The sequence below is a fragment of the Pseudomonas serbica genome (assembly GCF_028823535.1).
GTDB lineage: Bacteria > Pseudomonadota > Gammaproteobacteria > Pseudomonadales > Pseudomonadaceae > Aquipseudomonas > Aquipseudomonas serbica.
In genome coordinates this window covers 91152-106497 of record NZ_JAQIYM010000016.1, presented here as the reverse complement: position 1 = coordinate 106497, position 15346 = coordinate 91152, and the positions used below count along the sequence as shown (strand labels likewise).

The following is a 15346-nucleotide window of genomic DNA, read 5'->3' as shown; positions in this document are numbered from 1 at the left end:
AGCTGTTACACGGTGTCGCGCCAGGTTAGAAGAAGCCCAGCGGATTGATGTCGTAGCTCACCAGCAGGTTTTTGGTCTGCTGATAGTGATCGAGCATCATCTTGTGGGTTTCACGGCCGACGCCGGACTTCTTGTAGCCACCGAACGCGGCGTGCGCCGGGTAGAGGTGGTAGCAGTTGGTCCAGACACGCCCGGCCTTGATCGCGCGGCCCATGCGGTAGGCGCGGTTGATGTCGCGGGTCCAGAGGCCGGCGCCGAGGCCGAACTCGGTGTCATTGGCGATGGCCAGGGCTTCGGCTTCGTCCTTGAAGGTGGTGATGCTCACCACCGGGCCGAAGATTTCTTCCTGGAACACGCGCATCTTGTTGGTGCCCTTGAGCAGGGTCGGCTGGATGTAATACCCGCTCGCCAGGTTGCCCTCGAGTTTTTCCACCTTGCCGCCGGTCAGCAGCTCGGCGCCTTCGCCCTTGGCGATTTCCAGGTACGAAAGGATCTTGTCGAATTGCTGTTCGGACGCCTGGGCGCCGACCATGGTGTCGGTGTCCAGTGGGTCGCCACGTTTGATCTGCAGGACTTTCTTCATCACGACGGCCATGAACTCGTCGTAGATCGATTCCTGCACCAGGGCGCGGGAAGGGCAGGTGCAGACTTCGCCCTGGTTGAAGAACGCCAGCACCAGGCCTTCGGCGGCTTTTTCGATGAAGGACGGTTCGGCCTTCATGATGTCCTCGAAGAAGATGTTCGGCGACTTGCCACCCAGCTCCACGGTGGACGGAATGATGTTTTCCGCCGCGCATTTCATGATGTGCGAACCGACCGGGGTCGAGCCGGTGAAGGCGATCTTGGCGATGCGTTTGCTGGTGGCCAGGGCTTCGCCGGCTTCTTTGCCGTAACCCTGGACGATGTTCAGTACGCCCGGTGGCAGCAGGTCGCCGATCAGCTCGACCAGTACGGTAATGCCCAGCGGGGTTTGCTCGGCCGGCTTGAGCACCACGCAGTTACCGGCGGCCAGGGCCGGGGCGAGTTTCCACGCGGCCATCAGGATCGGGAAGTTCCACGGGATGATCTGCCCGACCACGCCCAGGGGTTCATGGAAGTGGTAGGCCGCGGTGTGTTCGTTGATTTCCGCCGAGCTGCCTTCCTGGGCACGGATGCAACCGGCGTAGTAGCGGAAGTGATCCACGGCCAGCGGGATGTCGGCATTGAGGGTTTCGCGCACGGCCTTGCCGTTGTCCCAGGTTTCGGTGACAGCCAGCAGCTCCAGGTTCTGTTCGATGCGGTCGGCAATTTTCAGCAGCGCCAACGAGCGATCCTGCACCGAGGTCTTGCCCCAGGCATCAGCGGCCGCATGAGCCGCGTCCAGGGCCTTGTCGATGTCTTCGGCCGTGGAGCGCGGGAATTCGGCAATCGGTTCGCCATTTACCGGCGAGGTGGTGGTGAAGTACTGCCCTTTGACCGGCGCGACGAACTCGCCGCCGATGTAGTTGCCATAACGGGACTTGAAGGAAACGATGGCACCGGGCGTGCCAGGGTGGGCGTAGTTCATGGTGGCGTTCTCTTGTTGTTTTGGAAGGTGGCCGCCCCTGGGACGGCCACTGTCAGTAGCACAGGCCTTGGCGGGTCAGGAGCCCTGAGGGGTTTCTCCACGGGCCAGGCGAGCGTTGATGTCTTCAATCACCGCCGGCAAATCGACGATGGTGTCGATCAGGTAGTGGGGACGAGAGCCCTCGAACATCTTGATGATGCGCGCGCGCTCCTCAGCCAGTTCCTCCAGGGAGAGATTCTTGAATGCTTCATAGGTCAGGCCCAGTGCATTGCCGGAGCAGGTCAGCGCGACGGTCCACATGCCCGCGCTGCGACCTTCGAGAATGCCGGGCCAGGTGTCATCGACCTTCACGCAAGCGGCGACGTCGCTGATGCCCAGCGCAATGACGTTGGCCAGGGCTTGAGCCGGGTGCGGGCGCCCGTTGGGCACTTCGTCGGTCGCTACAACGTGGTCGGTGACATAGCCGTTCTTGCGTGCCAGTTCCACGACTTTTTCCATGACCACCGCCGGGTAACCTGAGCAGGAACCGATTTTCAGACCCTTGTCGCGCAGGCCATTGATGGTGTCGAGTGCACCGGGAATCAGCGCCGAGTGCAGGGCGATCTTTTCGATCTGCAAAGGCATGAAGCGCTCATAGAGGGCGGTGACATCATCGTCGGTTGGCAACCGACCGAAGACGGCGTGGTAGCGATCGGCGATCTGCGGCTCGTTGCACAGCGTGCGGATGTGATCCCACTTGCCCATACCCATCGGCCCGCGAGCTTCCTGCAGTGAAACCGCAACACCAAACTCGGCAAAGGCTTCGACGAAAATCTGGGTCGGTGCGAAAGAGCCGAAGTCGACGACGGTGCCTGCCCAATCCAGAACCACGGCTTGCAGTTGAGAAGGTTGTTTGTAGTGCATGGTGATTGCTCCAGTGATAAGTGATTTGTTGATTCGGGTTCAGGAACTGGTGCCGACAATGACCGGTGGCACCGCAGTCGAGGCCAGCGTTATGTTTTCCACGGTTTTCGGGCGACTGTTCCAGAACGGCACCAGCATCAAGCTGGCCAACAGTGCAGCGCCGGTGAAGACGAGGAACACGGTGATGGTGTCGAAGTAACCCGGCAGCAAGCCACCCAGGACCGCACCCACAGACCCGCAGCCATTGACGAAGCCTGCGGCGGAGGCGGCGCCATCTTTGCTGCCGAAGTCGATTGCCGCCGAGCCGCTGATCATCGAATCCGGTCCGTAGAGCGTCAGGCCCATCATGAACAGCAGGCCGACCACCATGTACAGGCTGCCGCTCTGCATGGCGGGAACGAACAACCCCAGGCAGACCGTCAGGACCACCAGGCTGAGGACGCAGACCGGAATTCGACGAGCGCCGAAGTACTTGTCCGAGGCGATGCCGATGAGGATCGGACCGATCAGGCCCGCCAGTTCAAAGGAAGTGGGGACGATGGCGGAGGCCACCTTGCCGATCTCGGGCATGCGTTCGTAGATGATCACCGGCCCCCACAGGAGGATGGCGTAGCGCGCCGGCTTGAGCATGAAATAGGCCAGCCCGAGGAACAGCACGGTTCGGTTTTTCATCACCGTGCGCAAGCCGGCCCACATGCTTTCGCGTGGAACGACGACCTTGCTGACGGGTTCGATTTCGATCTCGACAGGCGGCAAGCCGACGTCTTCAGGCCGGTTGCGTTGCAGGAAAAAGAACAACACCGCCACCACCAGTACCACGACCGCGCTGCTGATGAACGCCAGGCGCCAGTCGTGGTAGTGGTTGTAGGCCCACCAACCGGCAAACGGCGTGGCCACCAGGCCGCCGAAGGCGTAGGAGGTGCTCCAGTAACCCAGCACGCGGCCACGTTCACCGGTGCTGAAGAAACTGCCGACGTTCTTGCACAGGCCCGACCAGCCGGTGGACTGGGCAAGGCCCTGGACCAGCATGCAGGAGGCGAAGATCGGCAGGGTGGCGTAGGTCCCCATCAGCAGCGCGGCCAGCGCCGAGATGACGAGCCCGCTCAGTACCACCACCCTGGGGCCGAAGCGGTCAGAGAAGTTGCCCCAGAGAAACTGCCCCACTGCATAGGCGGTTAGATAGAGGGCGTCGAGATTGGCCATCATGGCCTTTTCGAGCATGAAGTCCGGGTCTTCGCCAATACCCAGTTTGGCGACAGAAAACGCCTTGCGGGTAAAGTAGAAGGCGGCATACGCCACCCAGGTGATGAGGAAGACTTGCACGCGCCAGCGCTGGAGCGATTTCCAGCCGGTTGCGAGAGGGCTTGTAGCGTTCTTGTTCATGGTGTTCTGATCCCGTATGTGGTGCCAGACAGCGCAAAGTAATGGGGTACGTTGTTGTTTTTGTTTTCGGTACAGGAAACCTGTCCACGCACACGGCATCGATGAGATGGCCGTGAGATGGCATCGGGCTTCAGGTATTAAATTGACGCGGTCGCTGACGCCTTCGCGGCGTTGCCGGGCGAAAAGTCAGCGAGTCCATGTTTAAAAAAAGATCCCCGTCCAAAGGTGCTACCCATTGCACCCGTGCTCGAATTGACAAGGACCTTTAAAGGGGCGGTCAGCCTGTCGGCTGTTGCATGTCGACGTTCATCGCCACAAGGCTGTCGGCGATGGCGCGCAGCAACTGATGGACGATGTACTCGTCGATCTGGCCGATGCAGCCGATACGGAAACTGTCGGCGACCGTCAGTTTGCCGGGATAGATGATGAATTGGCGGGCCTTGAGTTCATCGTAGAAACGCTTGAACTCGAAGTTCGGATGGTCGGGGCTGAAGAACGTGGTAATGATCGGCGACAGCCAACGGTCTTCAAGCAACGTTCTGAAGCCCAGTTCGCGCATGCCGGCGACCAGCACATCGCGATTGCGGGTGTAGCGTGCCAGGCGGCCATGCACGCCGCCTTCGGCATTGTGCTGCTCCAGGGCCTTATGGAACGCCACCACGCTGTGGGTCGGTGGCGTGAAACGCCATTGGCCGGTGCGCTCCATGTACAGCCATTGCTCGTAGAGGTCGAGGCTCAGTGAGTTGGCCCGGCCTTTGGCGGCCTCCAGCACGGTGCGGCGGATGATGACGAAGCCGAACCCTGGAATACCCTCGATGCATTTGTTGGCAGAGGAGACCACCACGTCGAAGGCGATGTCATTGACCGTCAACGGCACGGCACCGAAGGAACTCATGGCATCGATGATCAGGCTCTTGCCATGAGCCTTCACCACATCGGCGATTTCACGCAGCGGATTGAGAATGCCGGAGCTGGTTTCGCAATGGACGAGAAAGACGTTGGTGATGTCCGGGTTGTCCCTGAGCAGGGCGTCTACTTCCTCGGGTTGCGGCGGCAGGTAATCGCCTTTGTCCAGGGTGATGAAGGCGCGACCGAGGTACTCGAGGGTCTTGGTGGCTCGTTGACCGTAGGCACCGTTCATCAACACCAGCGCTTTACCGTCCCGAGGGATGGCCGTGGCCAAAGCGGCCTCGACCGAGTAGCTGCCGCTGCCTTGCAATGGCACGCAGGCAAAGCTGTCGTCCTGTACCCCGGCCATGCTGAGCAGGCTCTGGCGCACGTCAGCCGTGACCTGATTGAAGGCAACGTCCCATGAACCCCAGTCGCGCAGCATGGCTTCCTTGGTGGCTTTGGACGTGGTCAACGGGCCAGGGGTCAGCAGGTAGGGTTCACCCAGGGCTGGGGTAGCCAGCGCTTGTGTGGGCGGAAATTCAGCTTTGGTCATGATCTTCTCCGGCGGTGTTGTTTTTGTGGGGGAGTGATGCATGGGCCAATAAAAACACTCGCTGAAAAATAACTGAAATCGATTTATCACATGTCACAAACAAGCTGGGCTTATAAGTTAAAAATCAACAGGCGCCCCTTGTCAGCGCAGATTACGTCTGCGTTCGGCTCGGGATCGCGGGGGGCTGGGGGAAAAGGCAAAGCCAGCGCGATGACTGGCTGGCTTTGAAAGGGTCGGACAGGGTTCGCCGTGGATCGAGGCTTTATCCCTTGTCTGACTTACCGGCTGCCGCGGCGAATTTCGCCAGGCGCACATCCATTCGACGGGGGCGCAGGTTGTGGTCCTCGGCACGCTCTTTGCGGCGAATGGCGTTGCGCACCATCAGCGAACCCAGGAAGCGGATCGGCTCGGGTGGGAAGTGGCCGAGCGGGCCTTGCACCAGCGGCGAGCGTGTCCAGGGGTTGTCCGCCCCCAGCACCAGCGACGAGAGGATTTGCCCACCCATATGGCACGGACCGACGCCGCTGCCGGAATAGCCGAAGCCATAAAAGACGTTGCCGCTTGCACCCATGCGACCGAAGAAAGGCAGCCCGGTGACGGAGCGATCGGAGGGGCCATTCCAGGTGGCGGCGATGCCGACATCGGCAAAGTCCGGGAAGAACTCTGCCAGGGTGTTGCGCAACAATCCCTTGTAGGGCGAAGGCTGGTCGAACACTGGCAGGATGCGCCCGCCGTAGGCGAAGGTATTGCCGCCTTTGCCGAGCATGATCCGACCGTCCGGGGTGTTGTGGTAGTAGTGCACGAAGATGCGCGAGTCGAGAACGGTGACCCCGCTGGTCAGGCCGATCCGCTCGAGCAGGTCAGGCCTTGGCTCGGTAATGATCATGTCACTGGAGACGATGGCCACCGAACGCTGGAACTGTGGAAAGGCACGCGCCATCCAGGCGTTTATCGCCAACACGACCCGGTCGCAGGTCACGTTGCCGTTCGGCGTGTTGACGGTGGCGGGCAGCCCCTCTTCCAGGCCGGTCATGGGCGAGCCTTCGTAGATCCGTACCCCCAGTTCCAGCGCCACCCGGCGCAGGCCGCGCACCAGCTTGCCCGGTTGCACACTGGCTGCCGCCGGCGAGAACCAGCCTTCGAGATGTCGGCTCGAACCCGCCATTCGCTGCGCGTCAGCCAGCGCGCATTTGGAGAACGAGTTGATGCCATTGCGCTCCAGCGCGGCGATCACGGCGTCGGTCGAACCGACCTGGGCGCGGTTGGTTGCCGTGTAAAGCGTGCCATCGAGTCGGTAATCGGCATCCACCGCGTACTTGTCGCAAAAGCTGCCGATGGCGTAGATGCTTTGCTCCGATTCCTTGACCAGGCGTATGGCCTCCTGGACGCCGAACAGCCGCTCCAGGGTGAAGTACTTGGCCGACCAGGACAGCGCGCAGCCGCCATTGCGCCCACTGGCACCGGCACCGCAGATGTCGGCTTCGACGATGACCACATCCAGCTCGGGATTCTGTTCCTTGAGCATGATGGCGGTCCATAAACCGGTGTAGCCACCACCGACGATACAGACATCGGCGCGGGTGTTCTGCCGCAGCGGCGGGCAGGGCGAGTCGGGTTGGGTTTTCAGGGCCTGATCGAGCCAGTAGGGGCGCATGGGGTCATCTCCGTTGCAGCAAGTTGGGGGCAGGGTTCAGCAGGCAATCAGGCGCACGCGGCGACCACGATCATTTCCACGCGCCAGCCGGGGTCGATTAATTGCGCCAGGGTGCAGGCCCGCGTGGGGGCGTGGCCTTCGGGAAAGAACGCGTCCCAGACCTTGTTCAGCCCTGCATAGTCCTCGCGATGGGCGAGCAGGATTCGCACCGAAAGCACCTGCTTGCGGCTGCTGCCGGCACTGAGCAACAGCTGTTCGATACTGGCGAGCACCTCGTGGGTCTGGGCCTCGATATCGCCACTGAGGTCCGTGGCCACCTGGCCACCGATGTAGAGATGGTTGTCATAGCGGACGCTGTCCGAACGGCGTTTTGTCACGGCGAAACGTTCGATTTCCATCAGGCATTCCTGGGTTGATGCGAGGGCGGGCTTGTGGAAATCATGCTTGCAGTTCATCGTCTATAAATAAAATCGATTTAACGTATGCATGAATAAGTTGAAACTATGCAAAGGCCGCCCCGATGACTATTTCCCATACCCAACTCAAGGCCTTCCACGCCGTCGCCATCAACGGCAGTTTCACCCGTGCGGCCGAGCAGCTCTGCCTGTCACAACCGGCGGTGTCCGATCAGGTGCGCAAGCTCGAGGAGTACTACGGGGTGATGGTGTTCTACCGCGACAAGCGCCTGGTGCGCCTGACCGAAGTGGGCGAGCGCTTGTTCGGCCTGACCCGGCGCCTGTTCGATATCAGTGTCGATGCCCACGACATGCTGATGGACTATCGAACCCTGTCCACGGGAAGCCTGAACCTTGCCGTGGATGCGCCGGTGCACGTGCTGCCCTATGTCGCGCGCTTTTGTGGGCGTTACCCCGGTATCGACGTGAAGATTGAAACGGCCAACACCGATGAAGTGCTGCAGCGCTTGTTCGGTCATCAGGCCGACATTGCCCTGCTGGGACGCAATATCGAGGACGACCGGCTGCTGTCGCTGCCCCTGCGCAGCGATCCGATGCTCGCATTCGTCGCGCTTGACCATCCCTGGGCGCAACGCGAATCCATCAGCCTGCGCGACTTGCACGACACGCCGCTGGTCCTGCGCGAAAAAGGCTCAGTGACGCGCCTGTGCCTGGAGGAAGAGATGGCAGCCGCGGGGTTGCGCATCCGCAAGGCGATCGAAGTCGATGGGCGTGAAGCCGCGCGCGAAGCCGTGGCGATCGGGATGGGCGCCGGTGTCGTCTCGGCGACCGAACTGGGCTTTGACTCGCGATTGCGCGGGCTGCCCATCATCGATTGTCAGCGGCGCTTCACCGAGACCCTGGTCTGCCTGCGCGCGCAGAGTTCCCGGCGTATCCTGACGACCTTTTTTGACATGGTTCGAGAGAGCCTGGCTGCATGAGCCCTGGGGTTCGATGCCACGCCATGGCCGCGGTGTCATCCTTGATCGACCGTCGAGCAAGGCGACGTGAGCCACCACAACACCAGGGCACTGGCGCTGATCAAGGCGCCCAGCAGGCTGACGGCTGGCCAACCCCATAGCGCATACACCTGGGTCGCCGCGACGGCACCCATTGCGCTGCCGACCGAGTAGAAACACATGTAGGCGCCGACCATGCGGCTCTGGGCATCGGGTCGTGCGGCGAACAGGAAGCTCTGGTTGGTGACGTGCACGGCCTGGACGGCGAAGTCGAGCAGGATGACGCCGCAGGCCAGCGCGAGCAGGGACGATTGGGCGAAGGTGATGGGCAACCAGGACAGCGTCAGCAGCCCCAGGGCAATGCCGGTCACCCGTTGTCCCAGGCCTTTATCGGCCCAGCGACCGGCGCGCCTGGCTGCCAGGGCACCGGCGACACCGGCCAGGCCGAACAGGCCGATGGCCGTGTGGGAAAGCGACAGCGGCGGGGCGCTCAAGGGCAGGACCATGGATGTCCACAGCACGGAAAAAGCGCCGAAGATCAGCAGCGCCAGCAGGCCCCGGGTGCGCAACGTGGGTTCACTGACGAACAGCTCGAACAGCGAAGCGATGAGCGCGAAGTAGTTGTGCCGGTGTTTAGGCGATGGTGCGGCGGGCACCACTTTCCACAGCACCGTCGCGAGGGTCAGCATCAGTGCCGAAGACACAAAATACACGGCACGCCAACCCGCGAAGTCCGCGATAACCCCGCAAGTAAACCGCGCCAGCAGGATGCCCAGGACAATGCCACTGGTGACCGTCCCCACGGCTTGCCCGCGTTGTGAGGGCGTTGCCAGCACGGCGGTGTAGGCCACCAGCACTTGAACGACCACCGCCAGCAAGCCCATCACGATCATGGCCGCCAACAGGGCCAGCCATTGTTGCGCGGCACCCACCGCCGCCAGCGCCACAGCAGACAGCAGCACCTGCGTCAGTATCAGTCGCTTACGGTTGACCAGGTCCCCCAGCGGGACGATGAACAGCAATCCCAGCGCGTAACCCACCTGGGTCGCCGTCACCACGACCCCGATCATTGACGAGGCCACTCCCAGGCTCTGGGCCATGGAGTCGAGTAGCGGTTGGGCGAAGTAAACGTTGGCGACTGCCAGCGCGCAGGTGATGGAAAACAGCCATGTGAGTGGCGGTGAAAGCCCTGCAGGGCGGTCGATCCTGCAGTTCGCAATGGCTGAATCGACATCTGCTGTCATGTGCGCCTCCATGGGGTTAAACTGGTTGCAAATCAAAACCTGATTCCATTGTTGCTGCATCAGGTTTCAAATTGCAACCACATTCCATGGGGTGAACAATGCACGAAGACGCCTCGCCGCCAGGCAACGAATGCCCGGTAGCCAGAACGCTGGAGGCCATCGGCGATCGCTGGTCCCTGATGATCATCCGCGACGCGTTTGACGACATTCGCCGCTTCAGCGAATTTCAGAAAAGCCTGGGCGTGGCCAAGAACATTCTCGCAGCGCGCCTGAAGACGCTGGTCGAGGTCGGGGTATTCGACGTGCGACCGGCGTCGGATGGCAGCGCCTACAAGGAGTACGTGCTGACGGAAAAAGGCCGGGAGATCTTTCCAGTGGTGGTCAGCATGCGGCAGTGGGGCGAACGTTTCCTGTTCAAGCCCCAAGAGACCCGTTCCGTGCTGCTGGACAACGCATCCGGCCAGCCGCTGATGCCTATCGAGGTGCGCTCATCGAGCGGGCGCAAGCTCGGACCCGCGGATTGCCACAGGGTGAGATTGCTTGACGGCGAATCGTGAATCGACGCAAGCGTTCAATGCGGACCATTGATGCTGGATGAACCCCGGGTCAAACGCTTGAGCGCGACCACCATCAGGCCCCCTGCAACCAGCATTCCCGTGAGAAACAGCGGGTAGGCCACCCACCAGGGAACGGCGGACGTCATCATGCTGAACTCGGACATGCCGCCGATGCTGGCGATCAGGTTCAGAGGCAGGAACACCACATTGATCAACGTCAGTTTGCGTAGCAGGTTGTTCATGGTGTTGTTCATCAGATTGCCCCGTGCATCGATCAGGCCGGCAAACACCCTGGAGTAGATTTCCGCCTGTTTGTTGCACTGGGTGTTCTCGATGATCAGGTCGTCGATCAGTGCGATCGCCTCGGCGCTGAAGTGCTCTTTTTCCGCATGGTTGCGCAGCCGGGTCAGGACTGCGCCATTGCTGTGAATCGCGTTGATGTAATAGATCAGGCTTTCGCTGAGATTGAACATCTGGATCAGATGTCGATTTTCCATCGAGGCGTTGAATTTCTGCTGCAACTCGCGCGCCACCATCTTGATCACTTTGAGGTGACCCAGGTAGTGGTGGAGGTTGTTGAACAGGATGTCCAGCAGCACATCCTGCGGTGTGTGCAAGGGGTGCCGTTGCCCCAGGCCACTCAACTGGCTATCGTCCGTCGCGATGATCAGCAAGCGTGATTGAGAGAACAGCAAGCCGAACGACGAGACCTCGAAAGCCAGGCTCTCTCCGCCCGAGTAACTCTCCGGCCGCTTCCAGATCAGGAACAGGTTATCCGGATGGAATTCGATGCGGGACACTTCGTCCGGGTCCAGTGCCGACGCCAGCGCGTGATCGTCGAGTTTGAAATCGCTGCGCAACAGATCCCGTTCCGCCGCATCGGGATTGCTGAACAACATCACATCGGCATCGAGGTGCTCAACCGGTACCAGTGCCCCATGGGCAAGTTGAAAGCTCTTGATCACGTCTGGCCTATGGCGTTATCGACTGAAAAAACCAGTGTCTTGCAGGCTGCGTAGCGGATCAAGTGTCACCACGCCTGACCGCGACGTTTCAGCTCCAGGCGGCGAATGAACTCTTCCAGGACCAGGGAGTACAGGTCGTCCTGCAAAAAAGCGTCTTCGATGCCCGCGTCCATGTTCGGGTTGTCGTTGACCTCGATGACCACCACCTTGTCCCCTGACTGCTTCAGGTCGACCCCGTACAATCCGTCACCAATGAGGTTGGCGGTCTTCACCGCCAGTTCGACCACCGCTCGCGGGGCCTCGTGGACCGCCAGGGTGCGGCATTCCCCGTTGATGTCCTGGCCCTTGGCCTTGTGGTTGTAGATTTGCCAGTGCCCTTTGGACATGAAGTACTGGCAGGCGAAAATCGGTTTGCGGTTGAGCACGCCGATGCGCCAGTCGTACTCGGTGTAAAAGAACTCCTGGGCCAGCAGCAACACCGAGTGTTCGAACAGCTCGGCGGTGGCTTCCAGCAGTGCCTGTTGGCTTTCGACCTTGATCACGCCCCGGGAAAAGCAGCCATCGGGAATCTTCAGGACTAATGGAAAGCCCAGGCGTTCACCGACTCGCTCGAAATCTTCCGGTCGTTCCTTGTAGAGAATCTCGGTGGCCGGCATGCCCAACTGATGGCTCTTGAGCAGGTCAGCCAGGTACACCTTGTTGGTACAGCGCAAGATGGAAGTGGGGTCGTCCATCACTACCAGGCCCTCGCTTTCCGCCTTCTTGGCGAAGCGATAGGTGTGGTTGTCCACGCTGGTGGTTTCGCGAATCAACAGGGCGTCGTACTCGGCGATTCGTGAGTAGTCTTTCTTTTCGATCAGATCGACATCAATGCCCAGGCCTTTGCCGACCCGGATGAAATTTTCCAGGGCCTTGGCATTGGAAGGCGGCAGCGCTTCGTGGGGGTCATGCAATATGGCCAGGTCGTAGCGGGCCACCCGGGGTGAGCGTGGCATTCGCCATACCTTGCGGCTGAAGCTGTCCAGCGAGTTGGCAAACGCGTCTTCCTGGTCTTCGCGCAACTTGTGCAAGACGCCGGATTTTATTCCGTCGATGCGCCAACTGTTACTCTTACGGAACTCTATCAAGAGTATCGGGCAAGGGAAGGCTTCGAAAATTTGCCGTGCCAGGTCCTGTAAGGGTTCAAGGTTGGTTTTACCGAAGTACAGCGTGAGCGTGAAGCCTTCGGTATTACTGTAAACATGGTTGCTCAGTGCTTTGTCCAACGTTTTACCGAGATCATCCAGCGCTAGGCCATACAGTGATTTTTTGGTCAGTTCGCTGATAGTGCGTACGGACGGAATAACTTTATGGCCGCGTGCTTCCGCCAACAGCGAACAGTAATAACCGTGCCCCAGATACTTGTAGCTGCGACACAGGTTAATGACCTGGACGCGCTTGCCGGCCTCGATCTCAAGCGGTTGTTCCAGGTACTCCTGGGCACTCATCACGTCCTCCGAGGGAAAGTAAGAGGCCCAGTCTTCCTTTCGTTCGACAATAATAATCACCTGGCTGGATCGTCCCGGCGCCTGCTCTAAATAAGTCAGGTTGGATATTGCCGTTAACCGATTTTGCTCTGATACTTCACGCAAGCCGCCCTGTACCGCTGACATATGAAAAGGTCCGTTGGAGAACAAGTCCTTATCTATTAAGCACGATACTTTTAAAAAGTCTCGTTTCGTTACGCAACTTTTACGGTGCGGCCATGAGTCTGTTATTTCGCAACGCTACACAGGATGACCTGAAGTCTCTGCTGGAACTTGAGAACCAATGTTTTACCTCTGACCGACTGACTGCACGCAGTTTCCAGTGGATGATCAGCCGCGCCCATGCCAGCCTGATCGTGGCGCAGGACGGCAGTCAATTGATGGGCTACTGCCTGGTGCTGTTTCACCGAGGCACCTCGCTGGCGCGTCTTTATTCAATCGCCATCGCCAGCCACAGTCGCGGCCTCGGTCTGGGCAAACAGCTACTGGACCGGGCGGAGGCGTGTGCCCGCGATCACGATTGTGCCTACCTGCGCCTTGAGGTGCGGCCGGATAATCCCGTGGCTATCGGTCTTTATGAGCGTAACGGCTATCGACGTTTCGCGGTGGTTCACGACTACTACGAAGACCATGCCGATGCATTGCGTCTGGAGAAGCGCGTTCTGCACCCTCGGCAAAGCCTCGAATTCCAGGTGCCTTACTACCAGCAAACCACTGAATTCACCTGCGGTCCGGCTTGCCTCCTGATGGCCATGAAGGCCTTGCAACCTGCGCGCGTGATCGAACGCCGGGACGAACTGCAGATCTGGCGTGAAGCCACGACGGTGTTCATGACGTCGGGGCACGGCGGCTGCAGTCCCCAGGGATTGGCACTGGCCGCCTGGCGCCGGGGATTTCGCGTGCGCCTGCAAGTGAGCATCAAAGGTCCGCTGTTTCTCGACGGGGTGCGCGATGCACATAAAAAGGAGGTCATGCGCCTGGTACACGAAGAGTTCTGCGCGCAACTTCGCCACAGTGATGTGGAGCAGGTCAGCAGCAACCAGCTGGATCTGGCGCGCACGCTGAAGGTCGGCGGTCTACCGCTGGTGTTGATCAGCAGCTACCGCCTGACGCGCTCCAAAGCCCCGCACTGGGTCATCGTCACGAATTACGATGAAGACTTCGTCTACCTCCATGACCCGGACATCGATCACAGTCAGCACCGTCAGGCACTCGACTGCCAGCATCTTCCGGTCAGCCACGAGGCGTTCGACAAGATGTGTGCTTTCGGCAGCAACAAGCTGCGCGCCTCGGTGACGCTTTATGCACGCGAGGGCGCGCAGATCCGGTAGCCATCGCAAGATGGCTAAACCAGCTGGCGGATCCCCAGGGACAAAATCAACCCACCGCACAATCGATCGATGGCTTTTTTCTTCCCACGATATGCGCCAGCAATCCTGGGTTGCGAAAGGGCGATGGCGACCATGCCATACCAGGCCATCGACACCACCACGACAACCGCCAGCATCGACGCAAAGGTGCCTGGCGAAACGTGGGCGGGGGCTGCGGCTGAAAAAACCGCGGCATAGAATGCCATGGACTTGGGGTTGCCAATGTTGGTCACCACCCCCTGGACAAAGGACTGCCTGCAACTACCGGCGACGGCCTCATCTGGCCGGCCAGGCGCATGCTTGCCCGCGTTGATCAGCAGGCGCAAGCCGAACCACATCAGGTAGGCGGCGCCCAGAACCTTCACCACAAGCGCAGCCCAGGGGAACGCAGCAAAGACAATGCCCAGACCTGCAATGGCACAGCTGGACCAGAACAGGTTGACCAGGACGATACCCCCCACCAGGGCCAGGGCTTGCGACCGTGTAGCCGCCACCGCCTTATGAACCACGGCGACGAAGTTTGGCCCGGGGATAACGACGCCGGCCAGGTAGACCAGGAAAACCGTCAAAACGGCAGAGCTATCGATCATGGGCTTCCTCGCGAGTGACTGTCATACAGAGGTGATAGGGCCAGGCGACGTTGCCGTTATCGTCCAGGCTGCCATTGCGGGTATCGGGGCAGATCTTCCCCGGCCAGCCAGGCCACGTCCTGCTCCGTCCAGATGTGGTATTCGGGGCTGCTGCCAGGCGCCTCGTCCAAGGTGGCCACGCGCACGATTATTGCGGCCGAGCCGGTACGTTCAGCGGCAAGGTGCGATCCACAGTGGCAGCAGAAGTGTCGCAGCTTCCCGGGTGATGACTCGAAAACCCGCAACGCCTGCAGGCCTTGGGTCCATCGGAAATGCTCTCTCAACACGCCCGCCGTGGAGACATAAGCGGCGGCATGGGTCTTGCGGCAGGTACTGCAATGACAATGGCTGATGGGCATATCGATGCTGTCGATCTCGTAACCCACGGTCCCACAAGCGCAGCTTCCTTTCATTTCATCCTCCGGTGTTGTCACGTGCAGATCAGGGTTTGACAGGTTTTTGCAGTTGGCTACGCAGCAAGCTCGACGTAGCTGGACTCTCCATCTCCAGTCACCCCCGACAACCAGCCCCATACAAAGGCCAGCGTGGTGCGTCCCGCGTGATCGACGCCTACCGTGCCGGCACCGGAGGGCCCGTGGCTGTTGCCCGCTAAGGTAAATCGGCGATCGTGCAAGCGCTCGCTGGGTTGAGAAAAGGGGAATTGCATAAAAGTCGCGTCCTTGGGTCGAGAGGGTCCATTCCAGTGTCCGA

General features: G+C 60.3%; 15 protein-coding genes. 3 read left to right on the top strand and 12 right to left on the bottom strand.

Features of this window, described 5'->3' with window-relative positions:
- Nucleotides 1-25: 25 nt before the first annotated feature.
- From exaC to NQL71_RS24465, 6 genes are all read right to left on the bottom strand, one after another.
- Nucleotides 26-1546: an acetaldehyde dehydrogenase ExaC gene (gene exaC, locus NQL71_RS24490; protein WP_274643485.1), complete on the bottom strand. Its 1521-nt coding sequence runs from the start codon at nucleotides 1544-1546 to the stop codon at nucleotides 26-28.
- A gap of 75 nt (nucleotides 1547-1621) precedes the next feature.
- A complete protein-coding gene (phnX, locus tag NQL71_RS24485; RefSeq protein ID WP_046817311.1) occupies nucleotides 1622-2449 on the bottom strand; it encodes a phosphonoacetaldehyde hydrolase in 828 nt (275 codons plus the stop codon).
- Between the two features lie 39 nt (nucleotides 2450-2488).
- Nucleotides 2489-3832, bottom strand: coding sequence for an MFS transporter (locus NQL71_RS24480; protein ID WP_046817312.1), 1344 nt, complete (start codon nucleotides 3830-3832; stop codon nucleotides 2489-2491).
- Nucleotides 3833-4109: 277 nt separating this feature from the next.
- On the bottom strand, nucleotides 4110-5276 hold the full coding sequence (locus NQL71_RS24475; protein WP_248687651.1) for a 2-aminoethylphosphonate--pyruvate transaminase: 1167 nt from the start codon (nucleotides 5274-5276) through the stop codon (nucleotides 4110-4112).
- A 262-nt stretch (nucleotides 5277-5538) separates the two neighbouring features.
- Nucleotides 5539-6930: an FAD-dependent oxidoreductase gene (locus NQL71_RS24470; protein WP_274643484.1), complete on the bottom strand. Its 1392-nt coding sequence runs from the start codon at nucleotides 6928-6930 to the stop codon at nucleotides 5539-5541.
- Between the two features lie 47 nt (nucleotides 6931-6977).
- Nucleotides 6978-7328 (bottom strand): RidA family protein, encoded by a 351-nt coding sequence (locus tag NQL71_RS24465; protein WP_274643483.1) that lies wholly within the window; start codon nucleotides 7326-7328, stop codon nucleotides 6978-6980.
- 122 nt (nucleotides 7329-7450) lie between these two features.
- On the opposite strand from NQL71_RS24465, the gene NQL71_RS24460 reads away from it, so the two are divergent.
- The gene (locus tag NQL71_RS24460; RefSeq protein WP_046817315.1) at nucleotides 7451-8326 is read left to right on the top strand and encodes a LysR substrate-binding domain-containing protein; all 876 of its coding nucleotides are present in this window, start codon (nucleotides 7451-7453) and stop codon (nucleotides 8324-8326) included.
- 35 nt (nucleotides 8327-8361) lie between these two features.
- On the opposite strand, the gene NQL71_RS24455 is transcribed toward NQL71_RS24460, so the two are convergent.
- Entirely contained in the window at nucleotides 8362-9588 is a 1227-nt protein-coding gene (locus tag NQL71_RS24455) for an MFS transporter (RefSeq protein ID WP_274643482.1), read from the bottom strand.
- 98 nt (nucleotides 9589-9686) lie between these two features.
- On the opposite strand from NQL71_RS24455, the gene NQL71_RS24450 reads away from it, so the two are divergent.
- Nucleotides 9687-10145 (top strand): winged helix-turn-helix transcriptional regulator, encoded by a 459-nt coding sequence (locus NQL71_RS24450; protein WP_046817317.1) that lies wholly within the window; start codon nucleotides 9687-9689, stop codon nucleotides 10143-10145.
- Nucleotides 10146-10159: 14 nt separating this feature from the next.
- Here NQL71_RS24450 and NQL71_RS24445 read toward each other — a convergent pair whose 3' ends face one another.
- Both NQL71_RS24445 and NQL71_RS24440 read right to left on the bottom strand, forming a co-directional pair.
- Nucleotides 10160-11110, bottom strand: a complete 951-nt coding sequence (locus NQL71_RS24445; protein WP_166620125.1) for a magnesium transporter CorA family protein — start codon at nucleotides 11108-11110, stop codon at nucleotides 10160-10162.
- 65 nt (nucleotides 11111-11175) lie between these two features.
- Nucleotides 11176-12762, bottom strand: a complete 1587-nt coding sequence (locus NQL71_RS24440; RefSeq protein ID WP_274643481.1) for a RimK family ATP-grasp domain-containing protein — start codon at nucleotides 12760-12762, stop codon at nucleotides 11176-11178.
- A gap of 92 nt (nucleotides 12763-12854) precedes the next feature.
- On the opposite strand from NQL71_RS24440, the gene rimI reads away from it, so the two are divergent.
- Complete coding sequence (rimI, locus tag NQL71_RS24435) at nucleotides 12855-13967, top strand: ribosomal protein S18-alanine N-acetyltransferase (RefSeq protein WP_274643480.1); 1113 nt, start codon at nucleotides 12855-12857, stop codon at nucleotides 13965-13967.
- Nucleotides 13968-13981: 14 nt separating this feature from the next.
- Here rimI and NQL71_RS24430 read toward each other — a convergent pair whose 3' ends face one another.
- The 3 genes from NQL71_RS24430 to NQL71_RS24420 are packed head-to-tail and all read right to left on the bottom strand — an operon-like array spanning nucleotide 13982 to nucleotide 15302.
- The gene (locus NQL71_RS24430; protein ID WP_046817321.1) at nucleotides 13982-14596 is read right to left on the bottom strand and encodes a LysE family translocator; all 615 of its coding nucleotides are present in this window, start codon (nucleotides 14594-14596) and stop codon (nucleotides 13982-13984) included.
- Nucleotides 14597-14652: 56 nt separating this feature from the next.
- On the bottom strand, nucleotides 14653-15048 hold the full coding sequence (locus NQL71_RS24425) for a GFA family protein (RefSeq protein WP_166620122.1): 396 nt from the start codon (nucleotides 15046-15048) through the stop codon (nucleotides 14653-14655).
- A gap of 56 nt (nucleotides 15049-15104) precedes the next feature.
- Nucleotides 15105-15302: a hypothetical protein gene (locus tag NQL71_RS24420; RefSeq protein WP_077186359.1), complete on the bottom strand. Its 198-nt coding sequence runs from the start codon at nucleotides 15300-15302 to the stop codon at nucleotides 15105-15107.
- Nucleotides 15303-15346 lie beyond the last annotated feature (44 nt).

Excerpts from the sequence above, each read along its gene's own strand:
- NQL71_RS24450 (WP_046817317.1), top strand. The coding sequence starts at position 9,687 with ATGCACGAAGACGCCTCGCCGCCAGGCAACGAATGCCCGGTAGCCAGA.
- exaC (WP_274643485.1), bottom strand. The coding sequence starts at position 1,546 with ATGAACTACGCCCACCCTGGCACGCCCGGTGCCATCGTTTCCTTCAAG.
- NQL71_RS24475 (WP_248687651.1), bottom strand. The coding sequence starts at position 5,276 with ATGACCAAAGCTGAATTTCCGCCCACACAAGCGCTGGCTACCCCAGCC.
- phnX (WP_046817311.1), bottom strand. The coding sequence starts at position 2,449 with ATGCACTACAAACAACCTTCTCAACTGCAAGCCGTGGTTCTGGATTGG.
- NQL71_RS24460 (WP_046817315.1), top strand. The coding sequence starts at position 7,451 with ATGACTATTTCCCATACCCAACTCAAGGCCTTCCACGCCGTCGCCATC.
- NQL71_RS24430 (WP_046817321.1), bottom strand. The coding sequence starts at position 14,596 with ATGATCGATAGCTCTGCCGTTTTGACGGTTTTCCTGGTCTACCTGGCC.
- NQL71_RS24420 (WP_077186359.1), bottom strand. The coding sequence starts at position 15,302 with ATGCAATTCCCCTTTTCTCAACCCAGCGAGCGCTTGCACGATCGCCGA.
- NQL71_RS24425 (WP_166620122.1), bottom strand. The coding sequence starts at position 15,048 with ATGAAAGGAAGCTGCGCTTGTGGGACCGTGGGTTACGAGATCGACAGC.
- NQL71_RS24455 (WP_274643482.1), bottom strand. The coding sequence starts at position 9,588 with ATGACAGCAGATGTCGATTCAGCCATTGCGAACTGCAGGATCGACCGC.
- NQL71_RS24465 (WP_274643483.1), bottom strand. The coding sequence starts at position 7,328 with ATGGAAATCGAACGTTTCGCCGTGACAAAACGCCGTTCGGACAGCGTC.
- rimI (WP_274643480.1), top strand. The coding sequence starts at position 12,855 with ATGAGTCTGTTATTTCGCAACGCTACACAGGATGACCTGAAGTCTCTG.
- NQL71_RS24440 (WP_274643481.1), bottom strand. The coding sequence starts at position 12,762 with ATGTCAGCGGTACAGGGCGGCTTGCGTGAAGTATCAGAGCAAAATCGG.
- NQL71_RS24480 (WP_046817312.1), bottom strand. The coding sequence starts at position 3,832 with ATGAACAAGAACGCTACAAGCCCTCTCGCAACCGGCTGGAAATCGCTC.
- NQL71_RS24470 (WP_274643484.1), bottom strand. The coding sequence starts at position 6,930 with ATGCGCCCCTACTGGCTCGATCAGGCCCTGAAAACCCAACCCGACTCG.